The sequence below is a fragment of the Marinimicrobium sp. C2-29 genome (assembly GCF_038419845.1).
Classification (GTDB): Bacteria; Pseudomonadota; Gammaproteobacteria; order Pseudomonadales; family Cellvibrionaceae; genus Marinimicrobium.
In genome coordinates this window covers 102,114-118,376 of sequence record NZ_JBCAQT010000007.1, presented here as the reverse complement: position 1 = coordinate 118,376, position 16,263 = coordinate 102,114, and the positions used below count along the sequence as shown (strand labels likewise).

At 56.5% G+C, this 16,263-nt stretch carries 15 protein-coding genes; all 15 read right to left on the bottom strand.

What is annotated here, in order from left to right:
• Positions 1 to 28: 28 nt before the first annotated feature.
• Complete coding sequence (locus AAE484_RS08705) at positions 29 to 940, bottom strand: GIY-YIG nuclease family protein (RefSeq protein WP_341937986.1); 912 nt, start codon at positions 938 to 940, stop codon at positions 29 to 31.
• Complete coding sequence (gene herA, locus AAE484_RS08700) at positions 940 to 2,718, bottom strand: anti-phage-associated helicase HerA (protein ID WP_341937985.1); 1,779 nt, start codon at positions 2,716 to 2,718, stop codon at positions 940 to 942. Before herA ends, AAE484_RS08705 begins: the two co-directional genes overlap by 1 nt.
• Positions 2,708 to 3,952 (bottom strand): SIR2 family anti-phage-associated protein, encoded by a 1,245-nt coding sequence (locus AAE484_RS08695; RefSeq protein WP_341937984.1) that lies wholly within the window; start codon positions 3,950 to 3,952, stop codon positions 2,708 to 2,710. Before AAE484_RS08695 ends, herA begins: the two co-directional genes overlap by 11 nt.
• On the bottom strand, positions 3,949 to 5,439 hold the full coding sequence (locus AAE484_RS08690; protein WP_341937983.1) for a restriction endonuclease subunit S: 1,491 nt from the start codon (positions 5,437 to 5,439) through the stop codon (positions 3,949 to 3,951). Before AAE484_RS08690 ends, AAE484_RS08695 begins: the two co-directional genes overlap by 4 nt.
• Complete coding sequence (locus AAE484_RS08685) at positions 5,439 to 8,204, bottom strand: type I restriction endonuclease subunit R (protein ID WP_341937982.1); 2,766 nt, start codon at positions 8,202 to 8,204, stop codon at positions 5,439 to 5,441. The genes AAE484_RS08690 and AAE484_RS08685 overlap by 1 nt, the downstream gene beginning before the upstream one ends.
• Before the next feature lie 176 nt (positions 8,205 to 8,380).
• Entirely contained in the window at positions 8,381 to 9,628 is a 1,248-nt protein-coding gene (locus AAE484_RS08680) for a permease (RefSeq protein ID WP_341937981.1), read from the bottom strand.
• A gap of 84 nt (positions 9,629 to 9,712) precedes the next feature.
• The gene (locus AAE484_RS08675) at positions 9,713 to 9,943 is read right to left on the bottom strand and encodes a ChaB family protein (RefSeq protein ID WP_341937980.1); all 231 of its coding nucleotides are present in this window, start codon (positions 9,941 to 9,943) and stop codon (positions 9,713 to 9,715) included.
• A 78-nt stretch (positions 9,944 to 10,021) separates the two neighbouring features.
• The gene (locus AAE484_RS08670; protein WP_341937979.1) at positions 10,022 to 10,438 is read right to left on the bottom strand and encodes an MAPEG family protein; all 417 of its coding nucleotides are present in this window, start codon (positions 10,436 to 10,438) and stop codon (positions 10,022 to 10,024) included.
• A gap of 65 nt (positions 10,439 to 10,503) precedes the next feature.
• On the bottom strand, positions 10,504 to 11,253 hold the full coding sequence (locus AAE484_RS08665) for a sulfotransferase family 2 domain-containing protein (RefSeq protein WP_341937978.1): 750 nt from the start codon (positions 11,251 to 11,253) through the stop codon (positions 10,504 to 10,506).
• Positions 11,254 to 11,357: 104 nt separating this feature from the next.
• Positions 11,358 to 12,155 carry a transglutaminase family protein gene (locus tag AAE484_RS08660; protein ID WP_341937977.1) on the bottom strand — a complete coding sequence of 266 codons (798 nt, stop codon included), beginning with the start codon at positions 12,153 to 12,155 and terminating at the stop codon, positions 11,358 to 11,360.
• A 34-nt stretch (positions 12,156 to 12,189) separates the two neighbouring features.
• On the bottom strand, positions 12,190 to 12,945 hold the full coding sequence (locus tag AAE484_RS08655) for an endonuclease/exonuclease/phosphatase family protein (protein ID WP_341937976.1): 756 nt from the start codon (positions 12,943 to 12,945) through the stop codon (positions 12,190 to 12,192).
• A gap of 38 nt (positions 12,946 to 12,983) precedes the next feature.
• Complete coding sequence (gene dapB / locus AAE484_RS08650; protein ID WP_341937974.1) at positions 12,984 to 13,790, bottom strand: 4-hydroxy-tetrahydrodipicolinate reductase; 807 nt, start codon at positions 13,788 to 13,790, stop codon at positions 12,984 to 12,986.
• 277 nt (positions 13,791 to 14,067) lie between these two features.
• Positions 14,068 to 14,715, bottom strand: a complete 648-nt coding sequence (ribA, locus tag AAE484_RS08645; protein WP_341937973.1) for a GTP cyclohydrolase II — start codon at positions 14,713 to 14,715, stop codon at positions 14,068 to 14,070.
• 50 nt (positions 14,716 to 14,765) lie between these two features.
• Positions 14,766 to 15,257 carry a phosphatidylglycerophosphatase A family protein gene (locus AAE484_RS08640; RefSeq protein WP_341937972.1) on the bottom strand — a complete coding sequence of 164 codons (492 nt, stop codon included), beginning with the start codon at positions 15,255 to 15,257 and terminating at the stop codon, positions 14,766 to 14,768.
• On the bottom strand, positions 15,257 to 16,225 hold the full coding sequence (gene thiL / locus AAE484_RS08635; RefSeq protein ID WP_341937971.1) for a thiamine-phosphate kinase: 969 nt from the start codon (positions 16,223 to 16,225) through the stop codon (positions 15,257 to 15,259). Before thiL ends, AAE484_RS08640 begins: the two co-directional genes overlap by 1 nt.
• Positions 16,226 to 16,263: the final 38 nt, after the last annotated feature.

Sequence of the window (16,263 nt, the reverse complement as noted above, 5' to 3'; positions counted from 1 at the left end):
GAACCCTCAGTAACGCCAAAATCTACAATCAATCATTGCCACCCCCTTCCTGACCCAGCTGATCGGCCTCCCACTCTTTATAGGTTTTTCCGTCAACCAGCTTCCACTCTATGGTGCCGTTCGCTGGACGGCCATTGACGACGGCCGCCGCTGCACTGGGGCTTTTAAAGGCATAGTTGTCGCTGAATGCACGCCCTTGACCCTGCTCTACTAATACGCCGGTATCTACCAGTTCATCGAACAAGTTGGCATAAGTATGGTGCGCTCCCTTCCATTTATGACTGGTCCTTGATCCCGCTTGCACCACAAACTCACCGTTTTCCAGAACAGCGGTAGCCTCAATGTCGTGTTTGGGAGTGCGCAGGATAAACTCTACCGGTGCGTCGCCCTCCTGAGTGCCAGCTTTCGGCGCGAGAGACGGAGAGCTGGGTCGAGTATGAGCTAGAAAGCAGTCGATGCGTAAGGCTGGCAGCACCATCAGGATATGCTCAAGGAAGCTCTCCATATTGGCTTGACCCGCTTCATTCAGCGATGAGCGCGGCGGGGTATTGCCATTATCCAGAGCAATCTTGCCAATACGCCGTGCCTCTTCGACCAAGCGCGATTCCAGATACTTTACGTGAGCCTTGTGAAGGTTGTTGGCAGCGGAGGTAATCAGAATTACTGTAGTCCACCAGTCTTTCATAGTGTCATGGTTTTTAATGCGGCCGCCGATATCCTCGCTTTCACCTATGTATGCCAAAGGTCCTTTGTCATCTTCACCAATAAGCAAGTAGACCCCGGTGTAACGTGCCTCGGCGCGCTTCAATGCCGCACTTAGCTGGGTACGCGGCGTCATCAGTACGTGGCCCGTCCAGCCAAATACTTCGGCGGTGAGCATGCCGTCGGGCTTGCCGTCGATGAAGAAGAGTTCTAGGGATTGGGCTTTTGACGTAAACATTAATAGAAATCAACCTCATCGGCGCTATTCCATTGATCGAACCGTCCATCTTCGGATTTTGGAGTCGGATTAGCATCCAGCGCCTTAATACAGGTTGGTAGCGCAACGGTTCCCCCGAGCACTAGCGCGTGCTGCCGGGGTAAACCAGCAATTCTTGCGACCTCGTGCTTATCTGCCCATTCGCACGCGGAGGAAATAACCCTTAGGTCCTGATCAGACGTCAGACGAAACGACACCCAAGTATTACATTGAGACAAAACTGTCGGAGACACTTCAGAAGGTCGCTGAGTGCTCAGCCACACAGATAATCCAAACTTTCGACCTTCTTTGGCAAGTCTTTCATAGGCTAGAGATGAAGTGCCCGAATCCCCATCTGAAACTGGACGTAAATAATGATGCGCCTCCTCCAACACAAGTAACGTAGATCGACTGTTTCCTTGCCCTCGGCGAAATAATACTTGAGAATAAAGCTCCAACATCGAACCGAGCACCAGTGGCATAAGGTCCTGCGGAATTTTACGCAGATTCACAACATGTACGCGCCATTGAGTATTTTCATTGCCAAATATTTTTCCCACAAGCAATTCACTTTCGGCCCGCATATCTAAAACACCAGCGTGAGCGGGCTGTCCTCCAGATATATCGACAACGGCACTTAGCATTTCATCATCAACTAATCGATGGATTCGAGTTATGAGTGGTGCCACGTTTCCGTATTGAAATCCATTGCGCTCTATTGCACCTCGATTATTGGGTGCAAGGCTATGACTCTCGGCCACCAAGGCAGCTAATGATGCCATGTGTGGCCAGTACGGCGCCACATTAACGCGTCCTGAGCGAAGTTGCGCAATAGCTTGGTCGGCCGAAGCGGCACCGTTCTGCCTACAGTCATCGAAAAGCACTGGATTTCGGCCGTCAATAGACGCGCCTCTATCAGCTGTATGCCAGCGGACATATTTCAAACTATCGACAGCAAAAGTCAAAGCAGGGCGCTGGGTCTTCTCGCTGGGCAACAACAGTCTATTAAGGCCTTGTCGACCCAGTGCATAGTAAGGAATACGGTACCCTTCCGCTCCATCCTCAGCCTCACCGATAACAGTGTGCTTATAGGCGCCTTCAGGCAGGCGACAATCTAGGTCTCCATCTGCAATGGCCCGCTCAGACTTCCGGAAAGCGCGATCATATTCACCATTGATATCGAAAATAACAATTCGAGATTTGGGCATATCCGCAAGCTGTTGCAGCACGGCCGCCGTAAAACAGCTCTTTCCTTGTCCAGAACTACCCAATACTGCGATATGTTGCGCAAGCAGACGGTTTAAGCCAGTTTTTACGGCATTTCCGGTTTTTGGCTCTGTCCCGAGGGAAATTGGACCTTCGGGTTCAGGTCCACCCAAGATGACTTGAGACTCCTTTGATGTCAAAGGAAGTGCCTCTGCGCCCAATGGAGGGGAGACTAGATTATCTGCAACAAACTGGTCGCCTTCAACCCAACCGATAATCGTTCCATGGAGGTGTCGCAATGGCTCAGAGTTCTCACTCGCTTTACCACTCGTTGACTTATGTATTTCTTTGGGTTCGGAGAAGTTCAGGCCTGAAATTTTAAGTACAAAGAGTCGATAACCACCATCTATGACGAGCAAACCGCCTACTTCTCCGACCGGTGTTACGCCCTGATAGTGGCTAGCCATCTGTCCTCGGTGTCGATCCAAAAGATTCAGCGTAACCTGACTTCCGTCAATCTGGACAACATAGCCAATAGCGTTTCTACTCAGCATGGTCGCCCCCGCTAGCGGCCCTTATTCGTTCTTTAAACTCCTGCTCCTTCAAGTCATAAAGCATGGGTTCTGGCAATAGATCGACCATATTATTGAAATAGACATTTTCACCTCCGCCAACGAAAGTAATTCTTGGGGAGTTCAAGGATAGAAGCCGTCTAACTTCGGGCTTTAATTGGACCAACTGATCTTCTTGAGTGCCAGAGAACTCAGGAAGAAATGCTACTACCTGCAATGTTGGATTTAGTAATGCGGACCGAATGAGTCGATTAATATGGTCATCACCAAAGGAGTACCCTATCAGAATTATGCAGCTCTGTGGTTTTGCCAGGAAATCCGAAAATCTTCGAAAGAGCTCGCCAGAAAGGAATCCAACGGTCTGCAAATATTTCGCCGCCCTTGGAAAAACCATCATTGACGAACTCACTGGCTGAGCACCGTCAATAATACCTTTTAATCTAGGCCAAAATTCGGAAGCCGAGAGTTCTTTGTATTCGTTGTCACTTGACTCCCAAGTAAGTGAGCCGTGCAGTTTGGCGAGATATATATCATTGCAGCCAAAGCGCGCCTCTCCTCTTGCGTTGACGTTCCGGTACCCCAGATCAAATGACTGAGGAGAAAAGGTCCTGTTGTGTATCCCAACAAATCCTGTATGGGTGTGAACTCCGACGGATTCCGCAGCCCACTCCACGGAAAGATCGTAGTTAGTGGTAAAAATCCAAGGGCTGGCCTGTCCCGGCTGTCTCGCACCGACCAATCGCTGAAGCAGCTTTACGTGGTGAGGTAATTGATCAAATTTAGGGGCACTTCTCCAAGACTGCTCGTTCAAGATTGCGGCCTTAACGACGCATTGAAGTAGCAGGTCGACATCCTTCTCAAAAACCTTTAGATTTCGGCTCGTGGGCTTACGCCGCTGCCAGTCGATGCGGGCAATTTCCAGGCTATCCAAGAGAATTTCGATATTAGGTACTTCTCGTGTATTATCCCCTTCAAAGTTCGCTAACTCTGTATCCTCTGTGTTTATGAATCCTTCTCTCGAAAATCGTCTCGCTGATTGAGGATACTCCCTTAGAAAATTCTTCCATAGCTGTAGAACGGTGAGGCCTCCCGCAGCCACAGACGCTCCGGCCCCAAGGAGCACTGAAATATTCTCTAGCCGAAGCATCGCTGCGAGATGGGCACGTAGATCCTGCTCATCTAGAGCCGAATCCCCTCTAACACAGACAATACTCATGTTTCCATCCTATTCATTCGCAGATTGCTAGGGCTCTCACTTGAATTATCCCACCCAATGTCCGTCAAGTGCTTACCAAGGGCCGTGTGATTAGAATCTTTTGTGGTAAGTTGGCCGGAAAAAGCCCTTTTTAAGATAGCATGTCGAAGGACATCCGCACGTGCAGCCTGGGAGTTCAGTTCACTGAGCATGATGTCTGTTTGTTGCAGCTTTTCCTCGACATAGGAAACAATCACCTTCTGCTCTTCCATGGAGGGCAGCGCGATGTGCAGGGCTCTTATTTCAGGAAAATAGATAGTTGTGTGAGTCGTTCCTTTTCCGAAGCGTCGGATCTCGTCGCCCTCAGCCATGATTGCATACATCAGATACTTTTGATCTAGAGCCTCAGAGCAGGTCCATGTCGCGAAATCTTGACTGGTCGCCATGGGCTTTCCCAAAATGCATACATAACCAACTGACGCCGTTCTTGAAAGGCATACGGTTCCAGCGGGCAAGGTTCGGGCGGAAGAGTTGCTTAGGCCCTCAGGCGTAATTTTCTGTCGTGTATCCTGGATTACCTGGCCATGATTTAGGCGTGCATCAACGATGCCAACCCAATACTCATTGCCACCCCAATATTCTGGATGTTTCCGGCTCGGAGTATGACCAGTTTCCTGTCGGGCAACCCTCATGAGTGGAGTCCACGCCCAGCCTGATGGAATTGACTTTTTGGGCTTATTGACTGCAAGAGCGCCCACTCCCTCAATAACTTCGATACTTGCTCCTCTTCCTCCTCGTGGCTGAGACGGTTCAGGAACGCGGGTAAGGAGTTTTTCGGGGGATTCGAGCTTGTCTTTGTTCTCTTCACGCCACTGGGCGGTGAGCTTGCCTTCGAAGGCGTATTTGAGTACGGCCTGGCGGTAGACTTTGAGTTGTTCGCGGGCGGTTTTTAGGGATTCGATGCCTTTGTCCAGTTCGGAGAATAGGGTATCTATTTTGGCAACGATGTCGCGCTGCTCAACAACAGACGGTAACGGTAGCGGAATTTGTCCTATTGTCCGGGATGACAAATGCTTTACAGTTACCGAGGATGTTTCAGCGTGTATAGCGTCTAAGTACGGCTGCAAACATATGAAGAGAAATTTCTCATCATAACCATCTGATATCAACTTGATTCTGCAAACTCGCTGGTTAAGTAGCGCGTCCTCACCTTGCCATCGGGCTACAGTAAAATCACCATCCATCCCAATCAATATGTCGCCTTTTCGGACAACATAGCTTTCGTCATAAGCACCATTGAACCTGTGCTCAGTTTCGCTTTTAGTTATGTCTCTGATTCGAATGAGCGGCATCCCTTCTTCGCGCTCAAAGAGCGCCGACTTGAACGCGAATCCGTTTTGAACCGTCGCAACCTTGGATAAAGGGACGCGCTTCCAGTGATCTGCCTTTACGAGAAGTTGATACTCGTTTTTATCTACAATTTCCTGAGGTGTTAGACCAAGTGCCATTACGCTACCAACTCCCGATTCAGCTCTTCAATCACTTTATCCATCCGGTCGCCAAACAATTGATACATCTTCCCCATGCCGCCCTTGGCGTCGAAGGGGGCCATTTCCAGGTCGTCGCGCTCCATATGGAAGGAGCTGATTACGTGATCGCGAATCATGTGTAGCCAAGCCATTTGTGCCTCGTTGAATTTTTCACCAGCGCCGCTGTGGTGTTGCAGAATCCAGCGTTGGAAGTTGCGGCGCACGGTGTTGTTGTAGGTAGACAGGCTGTCGTCCAGCCCGGTAACCCGGCGGACTAGCGCTATCAGCGCGGTCAGGTCGCTGATGGGGGTTTCGCCTTGGTAGTCTTCCAAGTGAGCGTAGGCTTGCCATACGCGCTGGGGAGCGAGTTTGGGGCGGTCTTGCCGCAGTTGCTCGAGCAGGGTTTTGACCATGTCGTAGCTGACCTCGGCGCGACGCGCCGGGGTTTGGAAATAGATGGTGAGCGCGTCGATGTCGTTCTGGTGTTCGCGCAGGTAGTCGGCAAACTCCTGGGTGAGCGCCTTGGCGTTCTCAGTGGTGTCGCCGTCCCACTCGGCGCGGGTGACGTTGTCCAGGTCGTCGTGGACAATGGTCTGCTCCTTATCGCGGCGGATGCTGTCGATTAGCTCCACCAGCTCGCCGTTGAAGACGTTGGTGGCCTGGCCCACCAGTTGGTCGCGGGCCTGGTCTCGGGCGCTGTCGCCGGGGTCGGAGCCTTCCGGTAGCTGAGTCGTTTCCAGCGCCTTTTTCTCGACGGTGTCCGGGTTGATGGCATCCAGCAGTTCACCCACGATCAGCAGCAGGGGTTTGCCGCCGGCTTTTTCACTGATGCGAGCACGGTCTTTATCGTCCAGTTGTCGGTCCAATCGGGCCAGACGACCCGCCAAGGAGCTGACGCTGTCTTCATCCCGAGCGGCGCCCATCATCACGCCCATGGCCAGCTCCTTGAGGGACACGCCGGGTTTGGTAATCAGCGGCTGACTGGCGGTTTTGAGGGACTTGGTCACGCCGATGGCATCCACAATTACATAGTGGGTTTTGGCGCTGCTGGCGGAGGGGGTGACCTTTTTCAGGCTGTCTTCATCCAGGGTGCGGGTGCCCCGGCCCTTCATCTGCTCAAAGTAGTTGCGGCTTTTGACGTCGCGCATAAACAGCAGGCATTCCAGCGGTTTGACGTCGGTGCCGGTGGCGATCATGTCCACAGTGACGGCAATGCGCGGATTGTAGGTATTGCGGAACTCGCTCAGCACGGTTTTCGGGTCGCCGTCGATTTTGTAGGTAATCTTTTTACAGAAATCGTTACCCTCGCCAAACTCCTCGCGCACGGTGTGGATGATGTCGTCGGCGTGGCTGTCGGTTTTGGCGAAAATCAGGGTTTTGGGCACTTCCTGCCGGCCAGGGAAGATGTCGGGCAGTTTGTCCTTGAAGGTACGGATGACGGTACGTATCTGGTCCGGGTTGACGATATCCCGGTCGAGCTGCTTGGCGGTGTAGGTGTCGTCTTCGTCCTGAATCTCCCAGCGCTTTTTGCGGGTGAGGCGCTCGCGCTTTTCGATTTGCTGCTGGGCCGTGAGAGTGCCACCCTGCTTGGTGCGTTCGGTTTCGATCACGTAGATCTCGTTGCCCACGTTAACGCCGTCGGCCACGGCCTTTTCGTGATCATATTCGCTGACCACGTTCTTTTTGAAGAAGCCATAGGTGCGGTTGTCCGGGGTGGCGGTGAGGCCGATCAGGTAGGCATCGAAGTATTCAATCACCTGCCGCCACAAGTTGTAGATGGAGCGGTGGCACTCGTCGATGACAATAAAGTCGAAGAACTCCGGCGAAATCTTGCTGTTGTACACCACGGGCAGCGGCTCTTTGCGCAGCGGGGTGTGTTCGGCGGGATTTTCCTCTTCGGTGGCTTCGTCCAGCTCTTCTCCCTTGAGCAGGGAGTACATGCGCTGAATGGTGCTGATGCAAACCTGGCTGTCTTGCGCGACAAAGGAGGATTTCAGCCGCTGTACCGTGTACAGCTCAGTAAACTTGCGGTTGTCGTCGTTCGGCAGATAGGACATAAACTCCTGTTCGGCCTGCTCTCCCAGGTTTTTGGTGTCCACCAGAAACAGGATGCGCTTGGCACCCGCGTGTTTAAGCAGCCGGTAGACCGAGGAGATGGCGGTGTAGGTTTTGCCGGAGCCAGTGGCCATTTGCACCAGGGCGCGGGGCTTGTCCTGCTTGAAGGACTCCTCCAGCTTCTCGATGGCGGTAATCTGGCACTCCCGCAGCCCTTCGTGGTTGAGTGGCGGCAGGGTTTGTAAGCGCTTACGTAGCGTGTCGGGCTCTTCCCGCCAGGCGGCCAAAGTCTCTGGATGATGGAAGTTGAAGACTTCCCGGGAGCGTGGGTGAGGGTCAAGCCCATTGGTAAAGCGGGTGATGACACCAGTGCTCTCGTATACGTAGGGCAGAGGGCCGCCGTTATTGACCCATTTGAGGTTGGCAGCCGCGTAGGCCTGGGACTGGAGCTCTACGGTGGTGATTTTGTGGCCCCATTCCTCGGGTTTGGCTTCAATGACCCCTAGAGCGGCCTTATCGACGAAGAGCACGTAGTCAGCGGGGCCGACGTCCGTCTGATATTCGCGCACAGCGATGCCGCGACCGACGCTAAAATCGATAGCGTTCTTGTCCTGCACCACCCAGCCCGACTGCACGAGCTGTCGGTCGATGCGGTCCCGCGCCTTCTGCTCGGGGTTTTGATTGACCATCCGGTCACCTGTCTATCTGGTTGTTTTTTATACAGCCAGACCGCCCCCGTCGTGCCTGGGCCCGGGTTAGCGTCCTTTTTGCTGATGGCGTCAGTTATAGCATAGATACGGAGCCCCGTCAGGGCCCTTGAACTCGCATACAAAGCAATAGAACGTCCTTGTTCACGGGCCGCCTATCAGGCCGCGACACCCACCAGCCAGCCACCGGCGAGCCACAGAGCCGCGATGGTGGCCAGCACCTGCAACACCCGGTCGGTCAGGGAGCTGCCGCCATGATGATGGTGGTGGTGATGACCATGCCCACCATGGGCGTGCGCCTTTTGAGCGCGCCGCCACAGCCACAGCAACGCCGCCGTAACCGCCGCAAACACCAGGTTCAGGACCAGTTGATAGTTCACCTGGAAAAACTGCCGCTCGCCCGGGCTTTTCGCGCTGGAGGAATCCGGCAGCATATCCAGGGCGGCCAGTCCGTAGTGCATGACCAGCGCCACGACCACGATGCCCGTGAGCATCAGGGCAAGAATGTAGAGGGCCATCTTCCAGCCGTAGTAGGCGGCGTTGATGCGAAGCACTGGCAGCACGACCAGATCAGAGAAGATGAACGCCATGACCCCGGCGAAGGTGACGCCCTGGGTGAACAGCACGGCGGCCAGGGGAATGTTGCCCATGGACCCGATGAAGGTGAAGAAGGCCGCCAGCGGCCCCACCAGAGTCTGCGCCAGGACGGCGCCAAAGCCGGGGTTGGCGGCGTTCTCACCGCCGGAGCCGATAAACAGCGCCTGAAAGAAGCTCTCGGGCACCATGGCGGAAATAATACCGGCCACGGTAAAACCGATCAGAACATCCTTCCAGACCATCTGCCACTCCATGACATAGGTCTGCCCGATCTGCTGCCAACCGGCCAGACTGGTCGCTTTTTCTTTCCAGCTTTTGTGCTCGCCATGCCCGTCATGATCGTGCCCATCATCCATCTTTTTTCGGGCTTGGGCCTCCAGGCGCCGTGGGCGGGTCACGCGCACCAGCAGCCAGACTACGAGAATCAGCAGTATGCCGCCGACGTATTCACCCACCACAAATTGCCAGCCCAGGAAGATCGCGATGACCATCCCGAGTTCAATCACAAGGTTGGTGGACGCCAGCATGAACGCCAGAGAGGGTGCCAGACCTGCACCCTTGTTGAACAGGGCGCGGGTGGTTGAGAGTGCCGCAAAACTGCAGGAGCTGGACAGAAAGCCAAAAAAGGTGCCAAGCCCGACACTTCGCGGCCCGTCCTTGCCCATCAACCGCTGCATTCTCTCCTGGGTCACGAGCACCTGAATCAGGCTGCTGATCAGGTAACCCAGGGCGAACGCCCAGAGGGCCATCCAGAAAAAACCCACCGAGGTACGGGCCGCTTCATGCCACAACGAAAAAAACTGATCCATCCTCATCTCCTGTCAGGTGTAAGACGTCTGACACCTCACTTTAAGTGCCACCAGGGAAAAACACAAATGGGCGGCCCGATCACCTCACGACTTATCCCTGACCCACCGGTCTCCTTCTTTGTGGTATTCCTGCTTGACGGCGGCCCAGGCCACACGGTGGGCCACTTCTTCGCGACTCGCGTTACCGCGCCGATCCTCGCTGTCTTTATATTCATCCCAGGCGGAGTTGAACGCCTTGCGGTAAATGGTCTGTCCGTGGGGTGGCACGTTATTTTTAACCCCATCCGGCAGCTCTGAATTGTTGTGGTAAGGCATGAGATTTTCTCCTCTACTGGCTCACTAAAGAGCATAGTCGAAGAGCGAGAAAGGGGCGGAAAAATTCCGGACGACCCGCTATACCAGAGCCAAACCCACAACACCCAGCAGCGCTACATTGGCGATGAAGGCCAGCGCGAAAAAATAGCTGCGCGGGCTGGGGTTCCGTTCAGTGGCGATGGCGTAGTAGAGCAGCATATGCATCAGACGGCCGAGCGCGAAGACCCAGACCAGAATGGCCGTCCAGAGCGGATCGGCGCCGACAAACACCGCCAGAAACACTGTGCCCAACAACAGCGGCAGGTTTTCCAGGGAGTTCATGAAGGTGCGGTGCGCGCGGAACACGAGCGAACCGTGTGAGAGGGAACTGTCAATTTTTCCCGGTACGGAGCCGGGCTGGCTGGCCTTGCTCGCGCTGGCCACCACCTGCTGCACGACAAGCGTCATCAATATCAGATACAGGCCCCAATAGGCCAGTTGATAGTCGGGGTTCATGGGCCGATCCTTTCAAAAAAATGAAGGACAATCTAACCACGTTAACGCCCAAAGCTCAAACCACCTCACACTTCGCCAGCGGCCTTTCGCTCCAACCAGGCATCCACGTCTTTACGGTAGCCCAGCAGGTCAATATCTTTCTGGTAGCGTCTGGCAATTTTGCGCGCGGCCTCCAGGCTGAGCGGCAGGCTGTCCAGTTCGCTGCCGGCGCCGGTGCTGCGGTAGATTTCGGGGCTTTCATCGATGCCGATTTTATCAGCCAGGCGTTGCCAGTCTTTGTCCAGGTTTTCAAATTTCCCCAGAAAGTCCACCAACCACTCGCCCCGGTGATAAATCTGGAAGTACTGACTGCGAAAGTGTTTGTCCGCCGCCGAATCGGGAATCTCGGCGATGGTGCGCACAAAGTTTTCAAAATCGATGTCGGTCTCAATACCGTAGCCACAGAGGCTGCAGCGCTTGCCCTGTTTGCCCGTGCGCACGACTTTATCCAGATAGCAGGAGTAAAGTCGGGTAATGGGATTGCGTACGAAGGCGAACAGAAAGTGTTGCTGCCCAAAGCGGCGGGTGCGCCATACACCCATTGAGCGGCGGATCTTGCGCTCCACCCGCTTTTTCAGGCTGGATAATTTCAGATCCTGCCACTGGGGGTAGAAGCGCTCGGCCTGACGACGGCAGATCAGGTTGCGCAGTGACGTGGAGGCCACTTTGTACACGGGGATATAGCCGGCGTTGAGGTCTTCGAGCACCAAAATGCGACGCCGGTTGCGCCGGGCTTTCCAATCACTGATTCGGCGTTTGATGGTTTCGATGCGCATAGGCCACTCATTACGTCACTCAAGAGGTCCCCTGGCGCTGGTGGCCCGACCCGCAAAAGGTTTCTATAGTAGCGGCGCGCCGGGACCGGGTCAATTTGCGCCGGCTATTCCGGGGCGTGCTCAAGCTCCTCGACCGTGACCTTCATACGCGTGGGGTAAAGCGCGGGCCCGAACTGATTGAAGATCGCCACATCCGCGGCATCGCGGCCGTAGGCCACGGTCACCCGTCCACCGCGCGGCTCGCGCTGGGTGGGATCAAAGGTGTACCACTGGCCGCCCACATAGGCTTCGAACCAGGCGTGAAAGTCCATGGGCTCGAGCTTGTGCAAATACCCCACGACCATGCGCGCGGGAATGCACAGCCCGCGACACAGCGCGATCCCCAGGTGAGCAAAGTCGCGACACACGCCCTCGGTGCGCTGATTGACATCCACCGCCGAGAGCTGGAAGTGCTCGGCATTGGGGTTGTAGACAAAGTTGTTGCGGATCCAGGCCTCGATGCGGGCCACCTGGTCATACCCCGGGATGGCGTTGCCCACGATCTCACTGCCCATCAGAATGAACTGGTCGGACTCGCAGTAGCGGCTGGGCAGCAGGTAGGTGAGTACGTCGTTGGGCAGGTTCTGCACTTCGACAAAGGGCGCTCCGGGCGTGACATTGATGTGATCTTCGGTCAGTACATCAGCCGAGGTGCGGATGCGAAACTGACCCGCCGGCGAAATCAGCCGCTGACACAGATTGCCGTAGGGGTCGGTAAACTCGACGGCGGGCACACTGGGCGTGAGGGTATAGGACTCCCGCGCGACCCACTGTGAGGTGCCACTGCGCGGGCGCAGCATCAGAATAAAAGGGGCGGGCTCGCTCTCGTCGAACTGGATATCGCAACCGGCTCTCAGCCACATAGTAACCTCGTTTCCAGGTGGGGTGTGTTGTTCGTCAAAATTCAAGCTCGATCTGTGCCAACAAGGGCTTATGGTCCGACAGGTGCGCCCAGGGCTTGTTGGGCAACACCAGGGGCGCATGAGACCGGGCGGAGCGGACATAAATCCGGTCCAGGCGCAGCAGCGGCCAGGTGGCGGGGAAAGACCGCGCCGGTCGGCCGTGCTCCTGGGTAAACACTTCCTGCAGCCCCGCCTGCTCGGCCAACACCCGCTGGGCCCGGCCGCGCCAGTCGTTAAAATCCCCCGCCACCACCACCGGCTCATGGGCGGGAATGGAGTTGACCAGATCGCACAGCATGCGCAATTGACGCTGGCGGTGGTGCTCGCGCAGGTTCAGATGCACACAGATGGTGTGCAGCGGCATGGTTTCGGTCACCAGGTTCAGCGAGCAGTGCAACATCCCGCGCTGCTCCCAGCGGTTGAGCGAAAGATCGTGGTTATGCCAGTGAGTGATGGGGAATTTGCTCAGCAAGGCGTTGCCGTGGTGTCCCTTGGGATAGACCGCATTCCTTCCATAAGCATAGTCGTGCCACATGGTATCGGCCAGAAATTCGTATTGGGAAGCGGCGGGCCAGCGCCCCATCAGGCGATCGGCCCAGCCCTGATGCTCACCCAGCACTTCCTGCAGAAAGACTATATCGGCCGATACCGTGCGCACCGCTTCACGCAGTTCCGGCAAAATATAGCGCCGGTTGAACAGGCTGAAGCCCTTGTGGGTGTTCACTGTCAGAATGCGCAGGGTGCAGCTCATAAATCGGCCTTGTGCACTAGTGCGTTAAATACTGTGCGTTAATGCAGGTCGAGCACATCCTGCATGTCGTACAGGCCGGGCTCGGACTGAGCCAACCAGAGGGCGGCCCGGACGGCGCCACGGGCGAACGATTGCCGACTGGAGGCCTTGTGGGTGATTTCCACCCGCTCGCCATCGGCCATGAACATCACGGTATGATCGCCCACCACATCGCCCCCGCGCACGGTGGCAAAGCCGATGGTATCGCGATCGCGCGCGCCGGTCTGCCCCTCGCGGCCATAGACGGCGGTTTTGTTCAGGTCGCGCCCCAGCGCGCCGGCCACCACTTCACCCATCCGCAGGGCCGTGCCCGAAGGCGCATCGACCTTGTGGCGATGATGCGCTTCGTAAATCTCCACATCCACATCGTTACCCATGACCCGGGCGGCGGTATCGAGCAGCTTGAGGCAGAGGTTCACCCCGGTACTGTAGTTGGCGGCAATGCACAGTGCCATGCTCTGGCTGCACTTTTCCAGCTCGGCTTTCTGCTCATCGGTAAAGCCTGTGGTCCCCACCACCAGGCCTTTGCCCTTTTCGGCGCAAAGCGCGGCGTTTTTGATCGTGGCGGCGGGCGCGCTGAAGTCGATCAGCACATCAAAGTCTTCAATGACCGTGGCGACATCGCCCACCAGCCTCACACCAAGCTTTCCAATACCGGCCAGCTCCCCGGCGTCGGCGCCGATCAGGCTGCTGTCTGGCCGTTCAATGGCGGCCACCAGGGCGGTCTGGTCATTGGCGCTGACCGCTTCGATCAGGGCCTTCCCCATGCGCCCGGAAGCGCCGCTTACGGCTATTCTGATGTTCATACTCTGTCCTTCACTACATTCTTGATTGGATGGCTTCTGCAAAACTCTAAACCAGGCACTGAGGGCCGATTCGGGGTAGAGTCTCCCAAGACCGTGAGCCGTGGGACTAGCGCTCTCGAGTTTACAGGGATGTAATTCACTCGCCACATCCCTGTGGCTCGCCCTGCGGGCAGCCTGCGGCTGTGCAAATCGGCTTTCCTGCCGATTAGTGCAACGTGTCTTGGGAGACTCTACCCCGAAGCGGACCGGAGCTAGAATTTCCCCTCGCGCGTTAAAACTACTTGACCGATCCCTCATCATCTACAGGCGGCTCGTGGGGCGCCCAGTTGTCGTCATCGTCGGCGAACAGATGACCGAGCTTGCCGCGCTTGGTTTCCAGATAGCGGGCATTGTGCGGATTGCGTCCCGTCTGGTGGGAAATACGCTCCGCCACCGTCACCCCCATATCCCGCAGCGCCTTCACCTTGCGCGGATTATTGGTCATCAACTTCAGCGACTTGATATTCAGATGCTCCAGCATCGGCTTGAGAATACTGTAATCGCGCATATCCGCCCCGAAGCCCAACTGCTCATTGGCCTCGACCGTATCCGCGCCGCAGTCCTGCAGATGATAGGCCCGGATCTTGTTGAGCAGACCAATACCGCGGCCCTCCTGGCGCAGATAAAAAATGGCCCCCCGCCCCTCGAGCGCCACCTTGTGCATGGCCGCCTGAAGCTGCGGACCGCAATCGCAGCGCATACTGAACAACGCATCGCCGGTCAGGCACTCTGAATGCACCCGGGCCAACAAGGGCTCATCGCCACTGATGTCGCCCAGCGTCAGCACCAGATGCTCCTTGTCGGCGCCATCGTCGGCAAACCCGTGCATGGTGAACATGCCCCAGGGAGTGGGCAGCTTGGAGGACTCTACATAGCGTATGGTCACGCACTTCCCTCGTTGAACAGATTCAGCGCCGGGCATCGGGGCCCGGCACGTTAGATAAAATAGGCCAGCGCCTGCAGCACGATCAGGGCATAGAGCGCGGCCAGCACATCGTCGATCATGATGCCGAAGCCGCCCTCGACCCGCCGGTCCAGCCAACTGATCGGCCAGGGTTTGAGTATGTCGAAAAACCGGAACAGGACAAACCCGAGCAACATCCAGAGCCACCCGGCCGGCGCCATGAACATGGTGAGCCAATAGCCGACCATCTCATCCCAGACGATACCGCCATGGTCGTGCACACCGAGGGCAACGGAACTGCGGTGACACCAGTAGACACCGAGCACAAAGGTGACCGCCAGCCACAACAGGTAAAGCGGCACGGCGAGATCCTGAATCAGCCAGTAGACCGGAATTGCCGCCAGAGTCCCGAAGGTGCCCGGCGCCTTGGGCGCGAGTCCACTGCCGAACCCGAACGCAAACAGGTGATCGGAGCTGCGCCACATCTCGGAGAAGGTCGGGGTTTTTAAGTCTTTTTTATCCATCAGAAGTGAGTATAACCGCTGGATTCAAGTTCGAAGGGCTGACCCTGCAGCAGACAGCTGACGCCGGAGCCGGCCCGCATCCGACCGATGACCGTGGCATCGATTTCACCCGAGGCGATACGCAAACCCAGCTCAGGCATCTTTTCCTCCGCCACCGTGAAGCACAGCTCATAGTCGTCGCCACCGGCAAGCGCCCAGCGCCGGGCCTGGTCTTTGTCTTTAAGCCGCTTCAGGGCGGGCGAAAGCGGCAGATCTTCCACATACACATCGGCGCCCAGATCGCTGGACTCGCCGATATGTCCCAGATCCGCCACCAGACCATCGGAGATGTCCAACGCCGCGCTGGCAAAATCACGCAAGGCGACGCCCTCCTTCAGGCGCGGTGTGGGCTGATAGTAACGAGCGCTGAGGTAGGCGTTGGTCGGCTCGTCCAACGTCTGGTCCAGTCGGTCCTGCATCACCGCCAGCCCGGCGGCGGCGTCACCCAGGGTGTGAGTCACCAGCACGTAATCGCCGGCGCCCGCGCCATCGCGACGCAGCGCCCGGCTGGGCTCGACGGTGCCCATCACCTGGATGGTAATACTCAGGGGGCCGGAGGTGGTATCACCGCCCACCAGGGTACAGTCGAACTCCTCGGCGCAGGCAAACAGCCCGCGGCTGAAGTCCCGTAACCAGTCGTCAGAAACTTCCGGCAGCGTCAGCGCCAACGTGAACCACAGGGGCTGGGCGCCCATGGCGGCCAGGTCGCTCAGATTGACCCGCAGGGCCCGCTGGGCAATCTCATCGGGCGCCGCGTCCGCCGGAAAGTGTACGTCGCAGACCAGGGTGTCCACCGAAACGACCAGGGTCTGGCCATCCGGCGGTTGCAGGAGGGCGGCGTCATCCCCGATACCCAGGAACACCGAACCGGGCATGGTTTCGGCCCGGTGCTGCTGGAAAAAATGTCGGATCAGTTCAAACTCGCCCATAAATCGCCCTTCAGCCTGGCGTGCGTCTTGTCTTTACC